The organism is Adlercreutzia caecimuris B7, assembly GCF_000403355.2.
Classification (GTDB): Bacteria; Actinomycetota; Coriobacteriia; order Coriobacteriales; family Eggerthellaceae; genus Adlercreutzia; species Adlercreutzia caecimuris.
In genome coordinates this window covers 1,028,280-1,050,307 of record NZ_KE159646.1, presented here as the reverse complement: position 1 = coordinate 1,050,307, position 22,028 = coordinate 1,028,280, and the positions used below count along the sequence as shown (strand labels likewise).

At 66.1% G+C, this 22,028-nt stretch carries 16 protein-coding genes; 15 read left to right on the top strand and 1 reads right to left on the bottom strand.

The genetic code is table 11. The features are described from left to right. The first annotated feature begins 91 nt into the window (after positions 1–91). The 3 genes from C811_RS08045 (at position 92) to polA (ending at position 4,942) form a co-directional block, all read left to right on the top strand. On the top strand, positions 92–1,435 hold the full coding sequence (locus C811_RS08045; RefSeq protein ID WP_016309058.1) for a glutamine synthetase family protein: 1,344 nt from the start codon (positions 92–94) through the stop codon (positions 1,433–1,435). Position 1,436: 1 nt separating this feature from the next. Beyond that, positions 1,437–2,111 (top strand): winged helix family transcriptional regulator, encoded by a 675-nt coding sequence (locus C811_RS08040; protein WP_016309057.1) that lies wholly within the window; start codon positions 1,437–1,439, stop codon positions 2,109–2,111. Positions 2,112–2,314: 203 nt separating this feature from the next. Next, positions 2,315–4,942 (top strand): DNA polymerase I, encoded by a 2,628-nt coding sequence (gene polA, locus C811_RS08035; RefSeq protein ID WP_016309056.1) that lies wholly within the window; start codon positions 2,315–2,317, stop codon positions 4,940–4,942. 33 nt (positions 4,943–4,975) lie between these two features. Here the strand turns inward: polA and C811_RS08030 are convergent, their stop codons facing one another. Then, a complete protein-coding gene (locus tag C811_RS08030) occupies positions 4,976–5,941 on the bottom strand; it encodes a helix-turn-helix transcriptional regulator (protein WP_016309055.1) in 966 nt (321 codons plus the stop codon). 391 nt (positions 5,942–6,332) lie between these two features. Between C811_RS08030 and arcA the strand changes: the two genes are divergently transcribed. From arcA to cydB, 12 genes are all read left to right on the top strand, one after another. Continuing rightward, positions 6,333–7,556 carry an arginine deiminase gene (gene arcA, locus C811_RS08025; RefSeq protein ID WP_031324958.1) on the top strand — a complete coding sequence of 408 codons (1,224 nt, stop codon included), beginning with the start codon at positions 6,333–6,335 and terminating at the stop codon, positions 7,554–7,556. 113 nt (positions 7,557–7,669) lie between these two features. Continuing rightward, positions 7,670–9,277, top strand: a complete 1,608-nt coding sequence (locus C811_RS08020) for a YfcC family protein (protein ID WP_016309053.1) — start codon at positions 7,670–7,672, stop codon at positions 9,275–9,277. 210 nt (positions 9,278–9,487) lie between these two features. After that, entirely contained in the window at positions 9,488–9,808 is a 321-nt protein-coding gene (gene rplU / locus C811_RS08015; RefSeq protein ID WP_016309052.1) for a 50S ribosomal protein L21, read from the top strand. 21 nt (positions 9,809–9,829) lie between these two features. Next, positions 9,830–10,090 carry a 50S ribosomal protein L27 gene (gene rpmA / locus C811_RS08010; RefSeq protein WP_016309051.1) on the top strand — a complete coding sequence of 87 codons (261 nt, stop codon included), beginning with the start codon at positions 9,830–9,832 and terminating at the stop codon, positions 10,088–10,090. A 111-nt stretch (positions 10,091–10,201) separates the two neighbouring features. After that, a complete protein-coding gene (gene obgE / locus C811_RS08005) occupies positions 10,202–11,599 on the top strand; it encodes a GTPase ObgE (RefSeq protein ID WP_016309050.1) in 1,398 nt (465 codons plus the stop codon). Then, positions 11,599–12,732: a glutamate 5-kinase gene (gene proB / locus C811_RS08000; RefSeq protein WP_016309049.1), complete on the top strand. Its 1,134-nt coding sequence runs from the start codon at positions 11,599–11,601 to the stop codon at positions 12,730–12,732. Before obgE ends, proB begins: the two co-directional genes overlap by 1 nt. A gap of 268 nt (positions 12,733–13,000) precedes the next feature. Beyond that, entirely contained in the window at positions 13,001–14,302 is a 1,302-nt protein-coding gene (locus tag C811_RS07995) for a glutamate-5-semialdehyde dehydrogenase (RefSeq protein WP_016309048.1), read from the top strand. 5 nt (positions 14,303–14,307) lie between these two features. Next, on the top strand, positions 14,308–15,639 hold the full coding sequence (nadD, locus tag C811_RS15750) for a nicotinate-nucleotide adenylyltransferase (RefSeq protein ID WP_016309047.1): 1,332 nt from the start codon (positions 14,308–14,310) through the stop codon (positions 15,637–15,639). A gap of 82 nt (positions 15,640–15,721) precedes the next feature. After that, positions 15,722–16,162, top strand: a complete 441-nt coding sequence (rsfS, locus tag C811_RS07990; protein WP_016309046.1) for a ribosome silencing factor — start codon at positions 15,722–15,724, stop codon at positions 16,160–16,162. A gap of 432 nt (positions 16,163–16,594) precedes the next feature. Further along, positions 16,595–19,174 (top strand): AfsR/SARP family transcriptional regulator, encoded by a 2,580-nt coding sequence (locus tag C811_RS07985; RefSeq protein ID WP_016309045.1) that lies wholly within the window; start codon positions 16,595–16,597, stop codon positions 19,172–19,174. Between the two features lie 150 nt (positions 19,175–19,324). Continuing rightward, positions 19,325–20,785, top strand: a complete 1,461-nt coding sequence (locus C811_RS07980; protein WP_016309044.1) for a cytochrome ubiquinol oxidase subunit I — start codon at positions 19,325–19,327, stop codon at positions 20,783–20,785. Positions 20,786–20,787: 2 nt separating this feature from the next. Continuing rightward, on the top strand, positions 20,788–21,822 hold the full coding sequence (gene cydB, locus C811_RS07975; protein WP_016309043.1) for a cytochrome d ubiquinol oxidase subunit II: 1,035 nt from the start codon (positions 20,788–20,790) through the stop codon (positions 21,820–21,822). Positions 21,823–22,028: the final 206 nt, after the last annotated feature.

Below are 22,028 nucleotides of genomic sequence, written 5' to 3'. Positions count from 1 at the left end.
TTTCTTTTGCAGTCTCGTAAATTTGGGCGAGGGTGCTGCGGGGCGCGAACTATAATGATTCGGAATAAACGACGACGGCGAGGAGTGTGACGTGGTAACCACCCCAGAGCAAGATTTCGTGCTGAAGACCATCGAGAGCCGGGATGTGCACTTCGTGCGCTTCTGGTTCACCGACGTGCTGGGGAACATGAAGTCCTTCGCCGTGGTGCCCGGCGAGTTGGAAGCCGCCTTCGAAAACGGCATGGGCTTCGATGCCAGCTGCATCGAGGGCTTCTCGGCCGTAAGCGAGTCGGACATGCTGGCCTTCCCCGATCCCTCTACCTTCCAGGTGCTGCCGTGGCGTCCCCAGGCCAACGCCGTGGCCCGTATGATATGCAACATCCGCACGCCGGAGGGAGCGCCCTACGAGGGCGATCCGCGCTCTGTGCTCGACCGTATGGTGCGCAAGGCCGCCGAAATGGGCTATGCGTTCGTGGTGGGGCCCGAGCTCGAGTACTTCTACTTCGAGGACGCCCAGGGCACCGAGGTGCTCGATCGGGGCAGCTACTTCGATCTCACCTCGCTCGACTCGGCCAGCGACTTGCGGCGCGACACGGTGCTCACCTTGGAGAAGATGGGCATTCCCGTGGAGTACTCGCACCACGAGAAGGGTCCCTCGCAGCACGAGATAGACCTGCGCTCGGCCGATGCGCTCTCCATGGCCGACGCGGTGATGACCTACAAGCAGGTGGTGAAGGAAATCGCCATGAAGCACGGGGTGTACGCCTCGTTTATGCCCAAGCCCATGGCCGATGCGCCGGGCAACGGCATGCACGTGCACCAGAGCCTCACCGACCTGGACGGCAACAACGTGTTCTTCGACGAGAACGATCCGTCCGGCTACAACCTATCGGCCACGGCGAAAAGCTACATCGCCGGTCTTTTGAAGTACGCTCCGGAGTACACTCTGGTCACGAACCAGTACGTGAACTCCTACAAGCGTCTGCGCCCGGGAGGGGAGGCTCCCACCTGCATCAGCTGGGGCGCCCGCAACCGCGCGACCCTCGTGCGCATCCCGGGTTATCGTCCGCGCAGCGAGGCGGCTTGCCGCGTGGAGCTGCGCAGTCCCGACCCGGCGGCCAACCCCTATCTGGCCTTCGCCGTCATGCTCGCCGCCGGCCTGGCGGGTATCGAGGAGGGTCTTGAGCTCATGGCGCCCGTGGACGATGCGGCGCCTTTGGGCTGCAGCCGCCATGAGCATCGCGCCCGCGGCATTGCCACCTTGCCCGAGAGTTTGGGCGAGGCGGTGGAGCTGTTTGCGGAAAGCACGCTCATGCGCGAGGTGCTTGGCGAGCATATCCATAGTTACCTGGTGCGCGCCAAGCGCGCCGAATGGGAGGCGTACCAGGGCATTGTGACCCCCTGGGAGCTCGAGCGCGATTTGGCGGTGCTGTAGCATGCAGCGCAAGACCGTCATCTTCATCGCCGACAGCCTGGACAACGCCCACAAGTTCCAGCAGGTGCTCTCGAAGCTGGACGTGGATGTGGCAGCGGGTTCGTCGGCGCAGTTCAAGAAGCTGCTCGCGGCCCATCCGACCCACGACCTGATCATCTACGAGGCCCGTGGCGACCATTTGGGCACGCTCGCATCGGCAGAATCGGTGCTGGCCGAGGAGGGCTCGGGCGCCATGCTCGTCATCGTGAACGAGGACCAGCTGGCCGAGTTCCGCCTGCCCGTGTCCTGCAAGGCCGACTTCGTGGTGCACGGGGCTTCGGCAGCCGAGTGCACCCAGCGCATTCGCCAGCTTTTGTGGCCGGGCAACGAGGGCTCGTCGGCCGACTATATCTCGGTGGACAACATGACGGTGAATCTGGCCACCTATCAGGTGAAGGTGGGCGGCGAGCCGGTGGATCTCACCTATCTGGAGTACGCGCTTCTGGCCTTCCTCGTCACACACCCCGGGCGCACCTACTCGCGCGACGCCCTTCTGCGCCGCGTGTGGGGCTTCGACTACTACGGCGGCAGCCGCACGGTGGACGTGCACGTGCGTCGCGTGCGCGCCAAGCTCGGCCCCGAGCTGGCCCAGCGCCTGGAAACGGTGCGCGGTGTCGGTTATTTGTGGAATGCGTAAGGCCGAGCGCATGAAAGGTATATCGAAAATGTAAGGGTGTAGAGGAAACGGCGGGTGTTCCAACCGAGCGAGTTCCGCAGCGACGAGAACAGCCCGGTGGGCTGTTCTCCAAAGCGAGGACTGTCTGAGCGAATTGGAATACCCGGCGGTTCCGACCGGCGATGAGCCGCTCGTTCGCTTGCGATTGACGCAAAGGAGTCAGAATGTCGAAGAAGATCGCCGTCATCGATGGCAACTCGCTGATGCACCGCGCCTACCATGCCGTGCAGACGCCCATGACCGCCAAGGACGGCACTCCCACCAACGCCGTGTTCGGCTTCCTCTCCATGTTCTGCAAGTTCATCGAGATTGCCGAGCCCGATGCGGTGGTGTGCGCCTTCGATGCCGGCAAGCCGGTGCACCGCATTAAGGCCCTCGAGCAGTACAAGGCCCAGCGGCCTCCCATGGACGACGACCTGCGCGTGCAGTTCCCCGTTATGGAGGAGCTTTTGGCGGCCATGGCCGTTCCCGTGGTGAAGGTACCGGGCTGGGAGGGCGACGACATCTTGGGCACCATCGCCGCCCGGGATGAGGCCTTGGGCTTCGAGACGCTGCTCGTGACCGGCGACAAGGACGCCTACCAGCTGGCGACCGATCTGACCCGTATCGTGACCACCAAGAAGGGCATCACCGACATCACCGTGAACGGCCCGGCCGAAGTGGAGGAGCGCTACGGCGTGACCCCGGCCCAGTTCATCGACTACCTGGGGCTGATGGGCGACTCCTCCGACAATATCCCCGGCGTACCCGGCATCGGCCCGAAGACGGCCACGAAGCTTCTGCAGGCCTACGGCTCCATGGAGGGCATCTACGAGCATATCGGCGAGCTGCGCGGCAAGCAGCGGGAGAACCTGGAGAACAGCCGCGAGATGGCCTTCCTGTCGCGCGAGATAGCCACCATCGTGCGCGACCTGGACTTCCCCCTGGATCTGGAGGGCGCTGCCTTCCCGGCCTTCGATGCGGCCGATGTGGAGGAGGCTTTCGGGAAGTACCAGCTGGCAAGCCCTCTGGCCCGGGTGCTGTCCATGATCGACGCCGAGCCTCCCTCCCGCGAGATCGAATTCACCTTGGCCCCTGCCTTGGAAGGGGCCGACGGCGCCGCCGAGATCGAGCGCGCCTGCGCGGCCGGCGAGGTCATCGGCGTCGCCTTCGTGGATCCCGAGCAGGTGTCGCTGTTCAACGACGGCGCCACGGCCGCCTTCGTCACGGGCTCGGCCCGGGTGATGGCCGAGGGGGAGCGTGCTCTCGATCTGTTCGCGTCCATCGTACGCGAGGGAACCTTCTGCGCCTTGGATGTGAAGGCCGACGTGCACCGGGTGTATCCGGTCGATACCGCCGAGGCGGCCCGCGTGACCGACGAGGAGGTGCTCGCCATGGCCGGTTTCGATCTGGGGCTGGCCGGCTATGTGCTGAACTCCTCCACGAGTGCCTATACCTACGATTCCCTGATGGAGTCGGTGGCCGGGGCCACGCTGCCCGCTGCTGAGACCGACGGCGAGCGCGCGGCCGTGCGGGCCACGGCGGCGCGCATGCTCCAAGGTCTTTTGGAGGAGGCCCTGAGGAGGGATGGCACCTGGGAGGCCTACGCTGACATCGACCTGCCGCTGGTGGGCGTGCTCGCCTGCATGGAGCGGGTGGGGGCTGCTATCGACGTGCCGCGTCTGGAAGAGCTCGGGCGCGCAGCCCAGGCCGAGGTGGACGACCTCACGGCCCAGATCTACGAACTGGCCGGCGAGACCTTCAACCTGAGCTCGCCCAAGCAGCTGGCCCACATCCTCTTCGAAGTGCTGGAACTGCCGGCCAAGAAGAAGAACCAGCGCGGTTACTCCACGGACGCGAAGGTGCTCACGGAGCTCTCGGCCATTCACCCGCTGCCCGATCTGGTCCTGCGCTATCGGGAGTTCTCGAAGATCAAGAACACCTACATCGACGCCCTGCCCCGCATGCGGGCGGCTGACGGGCGCGTGCACACCCAGTTCAACGAGACGGTGACCACGACGGGGCGCCTGTCCTCATCGGACCCGAACCTGCAGAACATTCCCGTGCGCACCGACTTCGGGCGCCAGATTCGCAGTTGCTTTGTGCCCTTGCGGGAAGGGGAGCTGTTCCTGTCGGCGGACTACTCGCAGATCGAGCTCAGGCTGCTCGCGCACTTATCGGCCGACGAGCACTTGGTGGCCGCCTTCAACTCCGGGGCCGACCTGCACACCTCCACGGCCGCCCGCGTGTTCGGCGTAGCTCCCGAGGATGTGACGCCGGCTCTGCGCAGCCGCGCCAAGGCGGTGAACTTCGGCATCGTGTACGGCCAGCAGGCCTTTGGGCTCTCGCAGACGTTGGAGATACCCATGGCCGAGGCGAGGGACATGATCGATCGCTACTTCGAGGTGTACCCGGGCGTGCGCGCCTACCTGGACGAGACTGTGCGCGAGGCCAAGGAGAACGGCTTCGCCGAAACGATGTTCGGCCGCAAGCGCCATATTCCCGAGCTGCGTTCGACGAACCGCCAGCAACGCTCCTTCGGCGAGCGTACGGCCATGAACCATCCCATGCAGGGCACCGCAGCCGACATCATCAAGATGGCCATGAATGAGGTTCAGCGCCGCCTGCTCGCCGAGGGCTTCGCGGCCCAGCTCATGATCCAGGTCCACGACGAACTGGACTTCTCGGTGCCTGCCGATGAAGTGGAGCGCCTCTCGGCCATGGTGCGCGAGGTGATGGAGAGCGTGGCCGACCTGCGTGTGCCGCTGCTCGTAGATGTCAACTGGGGCCCCACCTGGGCCGAGGCGCACTAATAGGCTCCGCTTGCCTTAACGCCGGGCGGGGCCCTACACTGTCTTCCAAAAATCCTGGATGAGCTCCTGGCGGTTGCCATGGCCGGTCTTCTGGAGGATGTTGTGCACGTGCACCTTCACCGTGGAGGGGGCCAGCGACATGGCCGAGGCGATGTTCTGGTTGTCCTGGTCGCGCAGGATGTAGTCGAGTACCTCCTGCTCGCGGGCGGTCAATGAGTGGCGCCGGGCGTAGATGAGCAGATCCTCGGCGGTCTGGTGGTAGCGCTTGGTGTCGTCGACCACCGGGGAGGTGTGCGAGCGGATATCGAGCTGACGCAACGCGAAGTGGCAGGTCATGGCGGCGCAGATGAGCATGAGCAGGTTCTCGGCGTAGTTGCGCTCGGCCGTGAGGGTGAACGGCCCCACCGTGATGGTGTCGCAGGACAGCACGAGGAAGAACATGACGTCTTCGAAGATCATGAGCAGCCCTAGAAACGCCAGGGCCACGCAATGGGGGAGATAGCGGGCCAGCCGCTGGCGCTCTACCTCGTCGCGGGTGCGCAGGTAGTAGACGCCCCCGTAGAGAAGGATCCAGAACATGAGGCAGGCGCGGCAGTTGTAGAAGCAGAAGCGCAGCACCTTGCTCTCGCCGGAGATGAGCAGCAGCACGAAGGAGACGATGCAGAACACCGCGATGGGGGCTATGCGCACCGTGCGGTTTCGCTCCCCGATGTACTCGCAGACCATGAGCCAGAAGGCGCCGAGGAAGCCTGCCCCGGTGACGAGGGTGTAAATGGAGCGGAAGAAGAGGTACTCGGGGGACAGGTCGGGCCCGAGGGCGCGGGCGGCGTAGTCGTCTTGCAGGATGGAGGCCACATCGAGGAAGTAGAAGAGGAAGGCGGCGCAGGCGAAGAGCATGGTGCGGCGTCGTGTCACCAAATACGATGAGAGACAGACCGCCGCCGTGAGCACCGAGACCAAGATGACCAGCAACGTTTCGTAGAAGATGACAAGCCCCATGAGCCCCCTCGTTCCAGCCAGCGTGCAGATGTTGAGCTACGACCTTCATTATATACCAACGCGCCGGTGCGTCTTAGAATCATCCCGAGCTTCAGAATTTTGATCAGAGTAGTCAACAGAAAGGTAACAGTGCTCAATATGCTGACGGCATGTCAAAACTCTGTGAAGTAAAAATGTATATTTGAACTGGGGTTTATGAAGGTTGTAGGGAGACAGTTTCATGCATAGGCGCAACATACACGTGGCCCTACACCTGGTTTAGACCTTTCGCAAACCCTGACTTTCCTGCACATTGGTCTCACCAAGCATCGCCAAGGAAGCGATGGCCGTGGAGGGAAACCACGGCAGCCGGCACATCGACAGGCGCGCCTGCGCCAGATCGGAGAGTCACATGCAAGGAGTAAACGTCAAGAGCGAGATCGGCAACCTCAAGAAGGTTATCCTCCATCGCCCGGGCAATGAGCTTCTCAACCTCACCCCGAACACCCTGGAGGAGCTGCTGTTCGACGACATCCCGTTCTTGGAAGTTGCCCAGGCCGAGCACGACGCGTTCGCCGACATCCTGCGCAACGAGGGCGTGGAGGTCGTCTACCTCGAGGACCTCATGGCCGAGGCGCTCGACACCGACCCGGCCCTGCGCGAGCAGTTCCTGAACCAGTGGATCTACGAGGCCGGCATCCGCACCGACCTGTACACCGACATCATCAAGGACTACATCAATTCCGAGTACGCCGGCACCAAGGACATGGTCATGAAGACCATGGCGGGCATCAACCTCCAGGAGCTCCCGCAGCAGCACACCAACCTGCTCGTGGACATGGTGTCCGACCGCACCAAGCTCGTGTGCGCGCCGATGCCGAACCTCTACTTCACCCGTGACCCGTTCAACATGATCGGCAACGGCGTGGGCATCAACCGCATGTACAGCACCACCCGTAACCGCGAGACCATCTACGGCTCCTACATCTTCAACTACCACCCCGACTTCAAGGACGTGCCGCAGTACTACAGCCGCGAGAACACCTTCCACGTCGAGGGCGGCGACGTGCTGAACATCAACGACCACGTGCTGGCCATCGGCATCTCCCAGCGCACCGAGCCCGACGCCATCGACCAGCTGGCCCACAACGTGTTCAGCGATGAGACGTCCACCATCGACACCATCCTGGCCTTCAACATCCCGGTGTCCCGCGCCTTCATGCACCTGGACACGGTGTTCACCCAGATCGACTACGACAAGTTCACCATCCACCCCGGCATCATGGGCCCGCTGACGGTCTTCGAGATTACCCCCGACGGCAAGGGCGGCACCAAGATCCGCGAGCGCGACGAGGACCTGGAGTCCATCCTGACCGAGTACGTCGGCCAGCCCGTGCAGCTCATCCCCTGCGGCGGCGGCGACCGCATCGCCGCGGAGCGCGAGCAGTGGAACGACGGCTCCAACACGCTGTGCGTCCGTCCCGGCACCGTGGTGGTCTACCAGCGCAACAACGTCACCAACGACGTGCTCTACAAGAACGGCATCAACTGCCTGGTCATGCCGTCCGCGGAGCTCTCCCGCGGCCGCGGCGGCCCGCGCTGCATGTCCATGCCGGCCTGGCGCGAGGCCCTGTAGGGATCGCATTCCGGAGCTGACGGCGGGGCGCGTGCGCGTCCCGCCCCTTGCAATATTCATCGGGCGGTCGCATTCGGGGAGGGGTCGGCCGCCACTCCCATAAGGAGAATCTCATGGCAGAGACAAAGAAGAAGAAGCGCGCGAGCCTCTCTTCGTTCACTATTTTGCTGATCATCCTCGTGGTGCTCGCCATCGTGACCGTCATCATGGGCGCAATGGGCGTTGAGGGTGTGGAGGGCGCGACGCTTTCCGGCGTGCTCACCGCCCCGGTGTTCGGCTTCCAGGACGCCATCGGCGTGTGCCTGTTCGTCATGATCCTCGGCGGCTTTTTGGGCATCATCACCGAGACCGGCGCGCTCGACGCCGGCATCGCGGCGCTGGTGCACAAGCTCAAGGGCAACGAGCTCGTGCTCATCCCGATCCTCATGATCATCTTCTCCATCGGCGGCACCACCTACGGCATGTGCGAGGAGACGGTGCCCTTCTACCTGCTCTTGGCCGCCACCATGGTAGCCGCGGGCTTCGACAGCCTCACCGGCGCGGCCGTGGTGCTCCTCGGCGCCGGCTGCGGCGTGCTGGGCTCCACGGTGAACCCGTTCGCCGTGGGCGTGGCCGTCGACGCCCTGTCGGGCGTGGGCATCGCCGTGAACCAGGCCATCATCATCGCGCTGGGCGCCATCCTCTGGATCGTGACCCTGGCCATCTCCATCGTGTTCGTGATGCGCTACGCGAAGAAGGTCATGAACGATAAGGGCTCCACCTTCCTGTCTCTGCAGGAGCAGCAGGATATGATGAACGAGTGGGGCATGAAGGAGTCCGAGGCCGAGGCCGCAGACGGCCAGGCCGCCGCGACCCCGAAGATGACCGGCCGCCAGAAGGGCGCGCTCGTGGTCTTCGCGCTGACCTTCGTCATCATGATCGTGTCCTTCATCCCCTGGACCGATCTGGGCGTGGATATCTTCGAGGCTGGCCAGGTGACCGAAGAGGTGACCACCACGATGACCGGCGAGGAGATCACCACCGCCATCGACGATGCCAACGACGGCGCCACGGTGACCACCATCGCCGAGCCTGTTGAGGCCACCTCGGTCTCCGAGGAGACCGTACAGCCCGCGTGGTCCTCGTTCCTCACGGGCGTGCCGCTGGGCGGCTGGTACTTCGACGAGGCCTCCACCTGGTTCCTGCTGATGGCCCTCATCATCGGCGTCATCGGCGGCGTGTCCGAGAGCCGCTTCGTGAAGGCCTTCATCAACGGCGCCGCCGACATGATGTCGGTCGTGCTCATCATCGCCCTGGCCCGCTCCATCACCGTGCTCATGGCCTCCACCGGCCTGGACATGTGGATCCTGAACAACGCCGCCGCGGCTTTGAACGGCATGTCGGCCATCATCTTCGCGCCGTTGTCCTTCCTGCTGTACGTGGTGTTGTCGTTCCTCATCCCGTCCTCCTCGGGCATGGCCACGGTGTCCATCCCGATCATGGGCGGCCTGGCCCACCAGCTGAACTTCTCGGTCGAGACCATGGTCATGATCTACTCCGCCGGCAACGGTCTCGTGAACCTGTTCACGCCCACCTCCGGCGCCATCATGGGCGGCCTGGCCCTGGCCAAGATCGAGTACTCCACCTGGCTCAAGTTCGGCGCGAAGCTGTTCGTGGTGCTCGGTGTGGTCTGCATGGTCATCCTGACTGCCGCCATGCTCATCCTGCCCGGCGCGGCCTAGGATGGGCGCAGCAAAGCGATAACAGCCTGCCGGCTGTCATCCTTCCTTACGGGGCGTCCGGGCAACCGGGCGCCCTGCCTTTCGCCGGGACTCGTATATATGTAGAGCGTCGGTGAACGGTGGGAAATTGGGGAAGAAAATCATTGACGCGGGTGGGTCACGCTGGTAAGATATCGCCTTGCGTTTAGTCACATTCAAGGAGAAACTTACATGTACGCAATCGTGAAGACGGGCGGCAAGCAGTACAAGGTCGCCCCCGGAGACAAGATCAACATCGAGAAGCTCGACGTGGAGCCCGGCGACAAGGTGGAGCTCGAGGCCATCTGCGTCGTGGACGGCGACAAGGTGGAGGCCGATCCGGCCAAGGCCGCCAAGACCAAGGTCGTGGCCACCGTCCTTGAGCAGTTCAAGGGCGACAAGCAGTTGGTCTTCAAGTTCAAGAAGCGCAAGAACTACAAGAAGCTGCGCGGTCATCGTCAGAACCTGACTCGCGTGAAGATCGAATCCGTCGGAACGGCCAAGGCCGAGTAAACGGGTTAGGAGGAACATCTCATGGCACACAAGAAAGGCTTGGGCTCTACCCGTAACGGTCGTGATTCCCACGCACAGCGACTCGGCGTGAAGAAGTTCGCCGGCGAGCGCGTTCGCACTGGCAACATCATCGTGCGTCAGCGCGGCACGAAGTTCCATCCCGGTGAGAACGTGGGCCGCGGCAAGGACGACACCCTGTTCGCCCTCTGCGACGGCACTCTGAAGTTCACGCGCGGCGTCAAGCGCAAGATCCACGTGATCCCCGCCGAGCAGACCGCCTAAACGCTCTAGTTTCAACGACTGCGTAACATCAAGCGCTCACCCGATGCCCCCTGCATTCCCAGGGGGCATTGTTGTATAGTTTGCACAGCTTGTCTCTAACGGAAGGTTCCTATGTTTGTCGATAAGGTTCGTATCAACGTGAAGGGCGGCAACGGCGGTGCCGGCTGCATGTCCTTCCGCCGCGAGGCCCATGTGCCCAAGGGCGGCCCCGACGGCGGCGACGGCGGCCACGGCGGCAACGTGGTCGTGCAGGCCGACGCCGGTGTGTCGTCGCTCATCGAGTATCGCTTCAAGCACCACTTCAAGGCCGAGCGCGGCACCCACGGCAAGGGCAGCCGCATGCACGGCGCCACCGGCGAGGACCTGGTGCTGAAGGTGCCCGTGGGCACCGTGGTGCGCGAGTACTTCGAGGATGAGCGCGAAGTGGGGGAGATGATCGCCGATTTGACCCACGACGGCGAGAGCGTGGTGGTGGCCCGTGGCGGTATGGGCGGCCGCGGCAACATCCACTTCGTCACGAGCACCCGGCGCGCCCCGGCCTTTGCCGAGCTCGGCGAGCCGGCCGAGGAGCGCTGGATCGAGCTGGAGATGAAGCTCATGGCCGACGCGGCTCTGGTGGGCATGCCCTCGGCCGGCAAGAGCTCCCTCATCGCGAAGATGAGCGCCGCCCGTCCGAAGATTGCCGACTATCCCTTCACCACCTTGGTGCCGAACTTGGGTGTGGCCACGTCGGGAGATCTGTCCTTCGTGGTGGCCGACATTCCCGGGCTCATCGAGGGGGCCTCGGAGGGCCGCGGGCTCGGGCACGAGTTTCTGCGCCATATCGAGCGCACCGCCCTTATCGTGCAGATCGTGGATCTCACCGGCGATTGGGAGGGGCGCGATCCGCTGGAGGACTACGAGATCATCAAGCGCGAGCTGGCCGAGTACGCGAGCGACTTGGCGGCGCGGCCGCGCATCGTCGTGGCCAACAAGATAGATGCGCCCGGTACCGAGGAGGTCTGCGAGAAGCTGGCCGAGCGGGTGCGTGCCGACTCTGTCGAGGCGGCCGGCGGCAACGAGTTCGTGGAAAGCCCCATCGACCCGAAGCTCTACCGCATCAGCGCGCTTACGGGCGCTGGCGTGGACTCCCTGAAGGCGGCTATCGCCACGAAGGTGCACGACCTTCGCGAGGCGGCCCGCGAGGCCGCGGCGGCCGACGTGCAGTACGACCATGTGTGGGAGCTGCGCCGCGAGGCCCGCGAGAAGCGCTTCGATATCGCACCCGAGGGCGAAGGCGCCTGGCGCGTACGCGGCGTGCAGGTGGAGCGCATGGTGGTGCAGACCGACTGGGAGAACGAGGAGGCCATTGCGTTCTTCCAGCACCGCTTCAAGCGCATGGGCGTGGACACGGCCCTCGAGAAGGCCGGTGCCCGCGACGGCGACGAGGTGCGCATCCTCGGCTTCTCCTTCGCCTTCGAGTCGCCCACGGCCGGCGCGGTGGATGTCTACCAGGAGCTGGATCTGTAATGGCGGGGCGCGGACGGACGCGCAAGCGCCTGGTGGTGAAAATCGGCTCGGCCACGCTGACCACCTCGGAGAGCTCTATCGACTATGGATTTCTGGCTGATCTGGCCGATCAGATCGCGCGGGTGCGCGCGGCCGGCTGGGATGTGGTCGTCGTCACCTCGGCGGCTATCGCCTGCGGTCTGGAGGCCCTCGGCATCGCCAAGCGGCCGACCGATATGCCGAGCCTGCAGGCGGCGGCCTCGGTGGGGCAGAGCGCCCTGTCCACGGCCTACGCCGAGGCCTTCGGCGCGCGGGACATGCTTACGAGCGTGGTGCTGCTCACCCGGCGCGATACCGCCGACCGCTCGGCCTACCTGCATGCGCGCGACACCTTGAACCGCTTGCTGGAACTTGCGGTGGTGCCCATCGTGAACGAGAACGACACGGTGAGCGTGGAACAGATCCGCTTCGGCGACAACGATACGCTGGCTGCGCTCGTAGCCTGCCTGATCGATGCCGATCTCATGGTCATTCTGTCGGACATCGACGGACTGTACACAGCCAATCCGCTCATCGATCCGGCGGCCGAGCTGATACCTCAGGTTGATCGAGTGGGCCGTGAGATTCTGGCTGCAGCTGGCGGGGCGGTGTCGGGGGTGGGTTCCGGCGGCATGATCACGAAGATCAAGGCGGCCCGGGTGCTCATGGCCGCGGGCATTCCCATGGTCATCTGCCAGGGGCGCCGCTCCGATTGCGTGGTGGATGCGGCGGCCGGGATGCCGGTGGGCACGCTGTTCACGGCCCCGGAGCGCCCCCACGAGATCACGCCGAAGAAGCTGTGGATCGCCCTGGGCGATGCCGTCCACGGCACGCTCGTGGTGGACGAGGGGGCCCGCGTGGCCCTCGTGGAACGTGGCAAGTCGCTGCTGTCGGTGGGTATCGCCGAGGTGCGGGGCCGCTTCGACGCCGACGGCATCGTGGACGTGGCCGATGCCACCGGTCATGTGTTCGCCCGGGGGCGTGTGACCGCCGGCAGCGATCTGATAGCGCTGGCCTGCGGCAAGACCCGCGAAGAGCTGGCGGCCAACGGCATCCTGTCGCCGCTCGTTGACCGGTCGGTCATCCACCGCGACGACCTGGTGCTGTTCGAGTAAACGGGTTCCGTTCGCCCTTGTGGGACGAACGGGCCTGCCGACGCTGCACCTGCCCGTGCCCCTTGTTTTGGGCGCGACGTTGGGTTTCGAGTAGATCGGCAACGTTGGCCGAGCGAGGTGCCCCGCCGGAGGCCCCTCGCGCGCAGATTCCGCAGTCTCGTATCTGAAGGTGTAAAATTTCCACACCTTCAGATACGAAAGCGAGGACTTGTTTGAGCACGTGGGGCCTCCGGCGGGGCACCCCGGCAAAGTCAGAAAGAGGGCACGAATGACGTTGCGCGACGAGATAACGCTGTTGGCGGCGGAGGCGAAGGCGGCCAGCGCGAAGCTGGCGGTGACGACGGCCGAGGAGCGCAACGAGGCGCTTGCGGCTATGGCGGCGGCTCTGCGGGAGCATACGGCCGAGATCGTAACGGCCAACGGGGCCGATATGGATGCAGCCCGGGCGGCGGGCACGAGCGAGGCCCTGCTCGACCGGCTCATGCTGGACGATGCTCGCGTGGCCGCCATGGCCGATGCCCTGGACGAGCTGCGGGAGCTGCCCGATCCGCTCGGCCAGGTGAGTCTGGAGTCCACGCTGTACAACGGTATCCGCCTGCGGCGCGTGAGCGTGCCTCTGGGCGTGGTGGCCATGGTCTACGAGGCGCGGCCGAACGTCACGGCGGACGCGGCCGGTGTGTGCGTGAAGTCGGGCAACGCCTGCGTGCTGCGGGGCGGAAGCCTGGCGGCCCGCTCCAACGAGGCCATCGCCGACATTCTGGCCGCAGCCGCCGTCTCAGCCGGCCTGCCCGAGGGCTCCATCTGCGCCGTCACCACCACCGACCGCGCCGCCACCGATGTGCTCATGGAGCTGCACGGCCTGGTGGACGTGCTCATTCCCCGGGGCGGTGCCGGGCTCATCCGCCATTGCGTGGAGCACGCGAAGGTGCCGGTGATCGAGACGGGCACGGGCAACTGCCATGTGTACGTGCACGCCTCGGCCGATCCGGCCATGGCGCACGACATTATCATGAATGCGAAGTGCCGCCGTCTGGGCGTGTGCAACGCTGCCGAGACGCTGCTGGTAGACGAGTCGGCCGCCGCGGAAATGCTGCCGCCTATCCTGCGCGATTTGCTGGAGGCGGGCATCACCGTGCACGGGGATGCGACTGTGCGCGCCATCGCGGAGGCCGCGGGGCTGCCCCTGTCCGATAGGTCCGACGAGGCCGCGCCGGCGGTGGTACCGGCCACGGAGGAGGACTGGGCGACCGAGTATTTGGGGCCCCATCTGGCCGTGCATGCGGTGGCAGGGTCCGACGAGGCCATCGAGCACGTGAACCGCTACGGTACCAAGCACTCCGAGGCCGTCGTCGCCGAGGATGAGGCCGTCATCGAGGCCTTCCTCTCCCAGGTGGATGCCGCTGCGGTGTACGCCAATGCCTCCACGGCCTTCACCGACGGAGGCCAGTTCGGCCTCGGGGCCGAGATCGGCATCTCCACCCAGAAGATCCACGCCCGCGGCCCCTTCGCCGCCGACGCGCTCACCTCCTACAAGTACGTGCTGCGCGGCGACGGCCAGGTGAGGGCCTAAGCGCCATGGGCCACGTTCGCTCCAACGAATGGGTGCCCGAGAAGGAGGAAGGCCGACGCATCGGCATCCTCGGGGGCACCTTCGATCCGGTGCATGCGGCGCATCTCGTCTGCGCCGAGGCGGTGGGAGCCGCCCTCGGGCTCGACCGGGTGGTGCTCATGCCCGCCGGCGTTCCCTCTTTCAAGCGGGATACCGCGGCGGCGAGCGCGGAGGACCGCCTGTCCATGGCCGATCTGGCCGTGGCGGACAACCCCCGTCTGGCCTACAGTGGGCTCGAGGTGGAGCGTGCCGGGGTGACCTACACCGCCGACACGCTGCGCGAGTTGCGTCGCCGGCTGCCCGCGGGCTGCGAGATCGTCTTCATCATGGGCGCCGACAGCTTCCTGACGCTGGACCGCTGGCACGAGGCCGCCTCCTTGGGGGGCCTCGCCTCCTTCGCCGTGGCCACGCGTCCCGGGGCGACGGTGGACGCGCCTGCGCTGGCCCGCATCCGCGCGGCGTGCGGCATCGAGCCGGTCTTGGTGCCGGTCCCGCCGCTGGACATCGCCTCCCGTGCGCTGCGGGCGCGGGTGGCGGCCGGCGAGCCGATTCGCTATCTGGTGCCCGATGAGGTGGCGAGCTTTATCGAGAGACGCGGGCTTTACGAAGCGCGCGGGGAAGGGGAGAGGGCCGTGGGCGCGAAGCAGGGAGGCGGCGGAGATGCCGCCCGCAACGACGAGCCGTTTTTCGCCGCGCGGCGTGACGAGCTGCAGGGTCGCGTGGGGCCGCGCCGGTTCCGCCACAGCCTCGGGGTGTCCGACGCTGCCGGCGAGCTTGCGCGCGTCTACGGGGTCGATGAGGGCGAGGCCCGCTTGGCCGGCCTTCTGCACGACTGGGACAAGGGCCTCGACGACCCGGGTATTCTCGCTCGAGCTGACGAGCTTGGTCTGGAGCTATCCGACGAGCTGCGATCCATGCCGCGGGTGCTTCACGGCATCACGGCCGCCCGCGCTTTGGGCCGCGATTTCCCCGAGCTCTCGCCGGCGCTCCTGCAGGCCATCGAGCGCCATACCCTGGGTGCTCCGGATATGAGCGATCTGGACATGGTGCTCTACATCGCCGATGCGCTGGAGCCGGGACGCGAGGGCAAGCGGGTGGAGAAACTGCGCCGCCAGATCGGCAAGATGGGCCTGCGCGAGCTGTTCGTGGAGGTGTACGCCTACTGGGTGGAGCTGATGATGGAGCGCAAAAGCCACATCTACTCCAAGACCGTGGACATTTGGAACGCGTACATGCCCGCCCGCCGCCCCTTCGTTGCCAGCGGCTCCGACGACCCGATGCCCTACGGCCGTGCCTGATCCGGTGCAGCGGGTCTTCACAACCTTGTGCTAAGCTGTGCAATTCGAATACGAGACGTTCCTTGGGAATGGGAGGATAGCTATGACCGACGCCGTTGCCGAGCAGGCAGCCTTCTCGCGGAAGTGCGCGATTATCGCAGCCCAGGCCGCTGACGAGAAGAAGGCCACCGACATCATGGTGCAGGAGGTGCGCGAGCTCATCGGGGTAACCGACTACTTCGTCATTGCCACGGCCGCCAACTCGCGCCAGGTGGATGCCATCATCGACGAGATCGAGGATGAGCTGCGCGAGAAGGCGGGCATCAAGCCGAGCCACCGGGAGGTGTCGCCGGACGGCAGCTGGTCGCTGCTCGACTACGGCAACATCGTGGTGCACGTGTTCATGCCCGAGACTCGCGAGTACTACCGTCTCGAGGCGCTGTGGAACGACGCGCCCACGGTGGACTTGGCCGCCGAGGCCGGTCTTCCCGATCTGACCTACTCCGACCGCATCGCGAAGATGCTCGGGAAAACGCCGGCCTAGAGCCGAGATTGCCACGCGAGAGGAGCCGGAGGCGAAGAGCTTCCGGCTTCTTTTCGTTTCGGGGCGAAATCGGGTGCGGTTCGCCCGAACCGTGGAGAAGTCGTGGCGCACACCCCTTTTCGCGCTCCCGATTCCGCTGCGTGCCCTGCGCCGATGCCCTGTCGGCTTCCTCGCGGCTGCCTGGGCGCAGCGAGCAGATGGCAGCCTGTCCGACCTGGAGGCAACCTGGAGGCAACCTGGAGGTGGCGCGCGACGATCCGGCTGACGCCGCTGCAGGCGGGGAGAATGACCTGCGGGCGGGGCTGTCCTCCTCCTGCGCGAAACCTGCCGATGGGGCGCAGGAGCCTGCGCGGCGCCATTGCCCGTTGCCGGGACGGCGCGCCGGTCCTAGGGTGGCAGCGTATCTCGTTGGTTCTGGGAAAGGAGCCCCGTATGACCCGTTTCGTATATCAGAGCGCGTGCCGCGGCCAGCGTCCCGCCCGCGTTCAGGCCCCGCGTTACCACAGCCGTCCCGCGCGGGTGGCGCTGCTCGCCCGCGAGCGACGGCGTGCCCGCTTCCTGGTCGCGCCGCACGGTTTCGGCAAGGCGATGCTGGCAGCCGAGTACGCCGAGACGATGTTCGGCTTTCGCCATGTGTTCTGGATCAACGCCGCGTCGCCCTGCTTCCTGCGCGATCTGGACGAGGGAAGCTTGGCGGCGAACTTGGAAACAGTCGACGAGAAGACGGCGCTCGTCGTCTTCGCCGATGTGCCGCTGCTGGACGAGGAGCGCGCCGAGCGTTTTGCCGCCCTTGTCGGCAACCTGATGGCGGCGCATATCGAAGTGGTGGCGACGACGACGCCGGGCTGCGACAGCGCAAGCGGCCTGGTGCCCGATGCGCTTGTCGTGGACGGGTCGTTGCTGCTGGTCGACGAGGGGGAGTGCGCCGCCGGGTCCCTTCCCGAGGAGCCTGCGGCGCGCGTGGCATGCCTGATCTGGGCCGCCGATGGCCCCTCGTTTCTCGCAGAGGGATGCGCCCATGAGGAATTGCCCGCCGATCTGCGTGCTGCCCTTTGGGCCATGCTCGTGATGGGGCGGGGCCAAAAAGGCGACCTGCGGGCGCTTCTGGGAGCCGATCGGGGCGACGAGGCGTGGGCCTGTCTGGGCGCGGCCTACCCGTTTCTCGGCATCGACGAGGACGAGGAGACGTTTCGGGCGGCACCGCTCGATCTGGGAGTGGTCGTGCGGGCCTTCGCGGGGGCCATGGAACCGATGGCCCGGGCGGTGGGATGCGGGCGCCGGGGAGACTTGACGTGCCTTCTGGCCGACCGCCTTCTCAGCGCGGGGGAGGGGCCGCGGGCCGCATCGCTGGTGGGCGCCGTGGCGCCGCGGGCCACGGTGGGGGCGTGGCTCGGCCGGTGCGGCTGGGAGCTGGTGCGCCAGGGCGCGGCCGGGGAGGTGTGCCGGCTCTACGAGGTGGCCTGCCGTGCGAAGCTGGCCGAGCGCTTCTCGGTCAATGCCATGGTGGCCTGCGCCTACGCCCAGCTGGGCCGTCGCGCCCAAGCGCTCGATTTCGCCCGCAAGGTAGTGTCGGCGACGCTCGCTCCGACTTCGCTGAAGGTCGCCGCGGCCCTGTGCGCCCATCGTCAGGGAACTGCCGAGGTGCGTCGCCGCATGGAGGAGGTGATGGTCCCTTGGCTCGAGGCGCGGCGCGGAGATGCCGGGGCCGGGCACAAGGGCTGTCCGTCCGACGAGCTGTTGGCGCTGCTTGTGGAGGTTTCGCTCGATCGGGAGGGCAGCAGGGCCTCTACGCTGTGCCGCCGCCGTCTGGGCGACGCATCGTGGGCGGGTGCTCTGACCGAGGAGGCGCAGGGCTGCCTGCTTGCCGTTGCCTGGGCGATCGATGCTCGGGCATCCCGTGGGATGCCCGAGTCGGCGTGCTCGGGGGAGGAGGCCGATGAAGTCGCCTACCTGGCCCGCTGGGCGCTCGGGATCGTCGAGGAGCGCGCCGTCGAGGGCCGCTCGCTGGGCTTTGGCGGGGAAGAGGCCGTGCTGGCGCTCGATCGCGTCGGCTCCTGGCTGGAGGCGCTCGGCGCTCCGCGGCCTGCGGTCGGTCTGGTGGAGGAGGCGTGTGCGGCGCGGGTACGCCGCGAGCGCGCGGCCGGGACCGCACGCGCCGAGGATGCTGCGGCGCTTCCCGTGTCCACGGGCGGTCGCCCGATGCGCCGGGCCGGGGTGTCCGCCGCGCCGCTTGTCCGCGCCACGCCGCTTCTGGAAGTGCGTCTGTTCGGGGGCGTGCGCGCCTTTATCGGCGGGCGCGAGGTGTCGCCCCGGCTGCTGGCGAGCCGAAGATCCCGCGCCCTGCTCGCCCTGCTCGCGCTGCACCGGGGTTGCGAGCTTGCCCGCGAGGACCTGGTGGCCATGTTGTGGCCGCACGCCGATGCGCGCACCGGTCGCAAGAGCTTCTACCGGCTCTGGCAGAACCTGCAGTCGATTCTCTCGGCGGACGGCGCCTGCCCCTATCTGGTGCGCGACCGCTACGGATGCCGGCTGGATCCGGCGCTGTTTACCAGCGACGTCATGGAGTTTCAGGACGTGGTGCGTCAGCTGCTGTTCGGCTCCGCCGCGCTCACGACCAATTGGGAGCGGCTTTTCGAGCAGGTGAGAACGATGTTCTCAGGCGAGCTCGCCCCGTCCGAGACGGGTAACGAAGTTATCGACGGCTTCCGCGAGCGCTTCTCGCTGGAGCTCGTCGACGGGCTCGTGGCGGCCTCGGTTCGGCTGCGCGCCGCCGGCGAGCCCCAAGGCGCGCTCTGGTTCGCCCGTGCGGCGCTCGAGCGCGATGCGAGCCGGGAAGACGCCTACGCGGCGCTCATGGAGGCGCAGTTGGGCGCCGGCCAGCGCAGCGGGGCTGTGGCGACCTATCACGCCTGCCGCCGGCATCTGGCCGACTCTCTGGGATTGGATCCCTCGCGGCAGCTGGGAGCCCTCTACCAGCGGGTAATCGAAGAGGAGCCGGGCGTGTTGGCCTAGCCGGGCCGCTGTCACGAGGCTGACACTTGGCGTGCTCTGGAAAATAGGTATTATGGACGATGGCCGCTTTTCGACAAGGCGGCTCATCATCTATTGGCGTCCGGCTGCAAACGAGGGGTGCGCCGGACCGATTGCGAAAGGGGGTGTGCCATGGAGGCTTTCGCTGATGTGGCGCTGCTGTCGCGTATTCAATTCGCGCTGACGGTGGCCTACCACTTCCTGTTCGTGCCCCTGTCCATCGGACTCGGGCTCATTTTGGCCATCAACGAGACGCGCTACTATCGCACCCGCAAACCCGAGGACGCTGCGGCGACGAAGTTCTGGGTGAAAGTGTTCACCGCGACCTTCGCCATCGGAGTGGCCACGGGCATTACCATGGAGTTCTCCTTCGGCACGAACTGGGCGAACTACTCGCGGTTCGTAGGCGATATCTTCGGGGCGCCGTTGGCCGCCGAGGCGCTGTTCGCCTTCTTCCTGGAGTCTGTCTTCCTCGGCGTGCTGCTGTTCGGGCGCAAGCGCGTCTCGCCGAAGTTCTACATGGTGTCCGCCTGGCTCGTCTGGGCCGGATCGTGCCTGTCGGCTCTGTGGATCCTCATCGCGAACTCGTGGATGCAGACGCCCGCCGGCGGCGAGCTGAACGCCGAGGGTACCGAGGCGGTCATCACCGATTTCTTCGCGGCTGCCTTCAATCCGTCCATCTTCGCCCGTTACACCCATACGGTAGACGCGCTGCTCATCATGGGCGCGTTCGTGGCCATGGCCGTGGCCGGCTGGTACATGCTGAAGGGCCGCCATGCCGAGTTCGCCATGAAGACCATGCGCATCGCCGCGGTGGTGGGCATCGTCACCTCCTGCGCCATGATCGTGTTCGCCCACGCCTCGGCCGTGGTGGTATGGGAGGAGCAGCCCACCAAGCTCGCCATGATGGAGGGCATGTACGACTCCGAGGTGCCCCCGCTCTACGCCGTGGGCATCGTGGACGAGGAAACCCAGGAGGTCATCGCCCCCTTCGCCATTCCCGGTGGTACGAGCTTTCTGGCCACGGGCAACTTCGAGACGGAATACCCGGGTCTCAACGAGCTCGCTCAGACCGAGGAGTACGGCGACATGGTGGTGGAGGACATGCCGGTGAATCTGGTGTTCCAGAGCTACCACCTCATGGTGGCCATGTACGGGCTCATCATGCTCACGAGCATCCTCGTGCTCGTGTTCACGTTCCGAGGCGGCCGTATCGCGAAGATGCGCTGGCTGCAGTGGGCTGCGGTGCTCTCGCCGATCTGGCCGTTCATTGCCATCCAGACCGGGTGGATCACCGCCGAGGTGGGGCGCCAGCCCTGGGTGGTATACCCGAGCGTGACCGGTCCTGAGGGCGTGTCGCTGCTTACCGCCGACGGCATCTCGATGTCGGTGTCGGCTCCCGAGCTGTGGCTGACGCTTGCGCTGTTCGTGCTGGTGTACGCGGTGCTGCTCGTGGGTTGGGCGCGTGTGATCGGCCGTTTCATCAAGGAAGGTCCCGTCGAGGGCGGCGATGACGTGCTCGACCGCCAGCTGGACGAGGCGGCGCCGGCTGCCGCGGCTGCGGGCGATGCCGTCGAGAGGGGAGGCGAGTAGCCATGTTCGAGTTCCTAAGCGTGCTGTGGTTCTTCCTCATCTTCGTGCTTATCGCCGGCTACTTCGTGCTGGACGGGTTCGATCTGGGCGTCGGCGTGCTCTCGCCCTTCATCGCGAGAAACGACGGGGAGCGTGCGGTGCTGCGCCGGGCCATCGGCCCGGTGTGGGACGGCAACGAGGTGTGGCTGCTCACCGCGGGCGGCGCCCTGTTCGCGGCCTTCCCGAACGCCTACGCCACGACGTTCTCAGGCTTCTACCTCGCGGTGATGCTCGTGTTGTTCGGCCTTATCGTGCGCGCGGTGTCCTTCGAGTTTCGCGCGGGCGATCCGGGTTGGGCGAAGCTGTGGGACGGCTGCTTCTTTATCGGATCGCTTCTGCCGGCGCTGCTGCTCGGCGTGGCCGTGGGCAACATCTTCGCGGGTATCCCGATGGATGCGATCGGCGACTACGCGGGCGTGCCCCTGCTGGGCCTTGTGACGCCCTTTACGCTGCTGACAGGCCTTCTGGGCCTGGCGATGTTCCTGGCCGCCGGTGCTGCCTGGACTGCCCTGAAGGCACCGCTCGGAAGCGAGCTGCGGGCTCGCGCGGTGCGCCTGCGCGTGCCCTTGCAGGTGATCGCGCTTGCCCTGTTCGCCGTGGTATCGGTGTACGCTCTGGCCATCGTGGGAACCGAGATGGATCCCGCGCTCTCGGTGCTGCGCTGGCTGTTCGCCGCCCTTGTGGTGGTGGGACTGGCCGCCTCTGTTGCCGTGGGGCGCTTCCGGGACGACGATCTGAAGGCGTTTCTGGCCCAGTCGGCGGTGATGGTCGCGTTGGTGGCGCTTTTGGCCTGCTCGATGTTCCCCGTGCTGGTGAACGCCACGCCCGATTCCGTCGGCCCGGCCATCACCATCTTCAACGCGGCCTCCTCGGAGCTGTCGCTGACGTGGATGTCCATCATCTTGTGCATCGGCCTGCCGCTCGTGCTGGCCTACCACGTCATCATCTACCGCACGTTCCGCGGCCGCGTGAATTCGGAGGATCTGACGCACTACTGAGTCGGCGTCCGCCATTGAGCCGATTTGCGAGAGGCAGATCGCGGAGTTGCCCCAGGGTTCTTGGAAGGCCCGGGGCTGCACAGGGGGTCGGGGCATGCAGCCCCGACCCCCCTCTCTTTCTCCGGGCGTGCGGCCCCGACCCCCCCCCTCTTTCTCCGAGCGCGCGGCTCCCGCTTCCTCCATTTCGCCAGGCGTGCGGCCTTCGC

Bases quoted from the DNA above. Each gene is read 5' to 3' on its own strand.
- C811_RS08040 (WP_016309057.1), top strand. From the start codon at position 1,437: ATGCAGCGCAAGACCGTCATCTTCATCGCCGACAGCCTGGACAACGCC.
- polA (WP_016309056.1), top strand. From the start codon at position 2,315: ATGTCGAAGAAGATCGCCGTCATCGATGGCAACTCGCTGATGCACCGC.
- C811_RS08030 (WP_016309055.1), bottom strand. From the start codon at position 5,941: ATGGGGCTTGTCATCTTCTACGAAACGTTGCTGGTCATCTTGGTCTCG.
- arcA (WP_031324958.1), top strand. From the start codon at position 6,333: ATGCAAGGAGTAAACGTCAAGAGCGAGATCGGCAACCTCAAGAAGGTT.
- C811_RS08020 (WP_016309053.1), top strand. From the start codon at position 7,670: ATGGCAGAGACAAAGAAGAAGAAGCGCGCGAGCCTCTCTTCGTTCACT.
- rplU (WP_016309052.1), top strand. From the start codon at position 9,488: ATGTACGCAATCGTGAAGACGGGCGGCAAGCAGTACAAGGTCGCCCCC.
- rpmA (WP_016309051.1), top strand. From the start codon at position 9,830: ATGGCACACAAGAAAGGCTTGGGCTCTACCCGTAACGGTCGTGATTCC.
- obgE (WP_016309050.1), top strand. From the start codon at position 10,202: ATGTTTGTCGATAAGGTTCGTATCAACGTGAAGGGCGGCAACGGCGGT.
- proB (WP_016309049.1), top strand. From the start codon at position 11,599: ATGGCGGGGCGCGGACGGACGCGCAAGCGCCTGGTGGTGAAAATCGGC.
- C811_RS07995 (WP_016309048.1), top strand. From the start codon at position 13,001: ATGACGTTGCGCGACGAGATAACGCTGTTGGCGGCGGAGGCGAAGGCG.
- nadD (WP_016309047.1), top strand. From the start codon at position 14,308: ATGGGCCACGTTCGCTCCAACGAATGGGTGCCCGAGAAGGAGGAAGGC.
- rsfS (WP_016309046.1), top strand. From the start codon at position 15,722: ATGACCGACGCCGTTGCCGAGCAGGCAGCCTTCTCGCGGAAGTGCGCG.
- C811_RS07985 (WP_016309045.1), top strand. From the start codon at position 16,595: ATGACCCGTTTCGTATATCAGAGCGCGTGCCGCGGCCAGCGTCCCGCC.
- C811_RS07980 (WP_016309044.1), top strand. From the start codon at position 19,325: ATGGAGGCTTTCGCTGATGTGGCGCTGCTGTCGCGTATTCAATTCGCG.
- cydB (WP_016309043.1), top strand. From the start codon at position 20,788: ATGTTCGAGTTCCTAAGCGTGCTGTGGTTCTTCCTCATCTTCGTGCTT.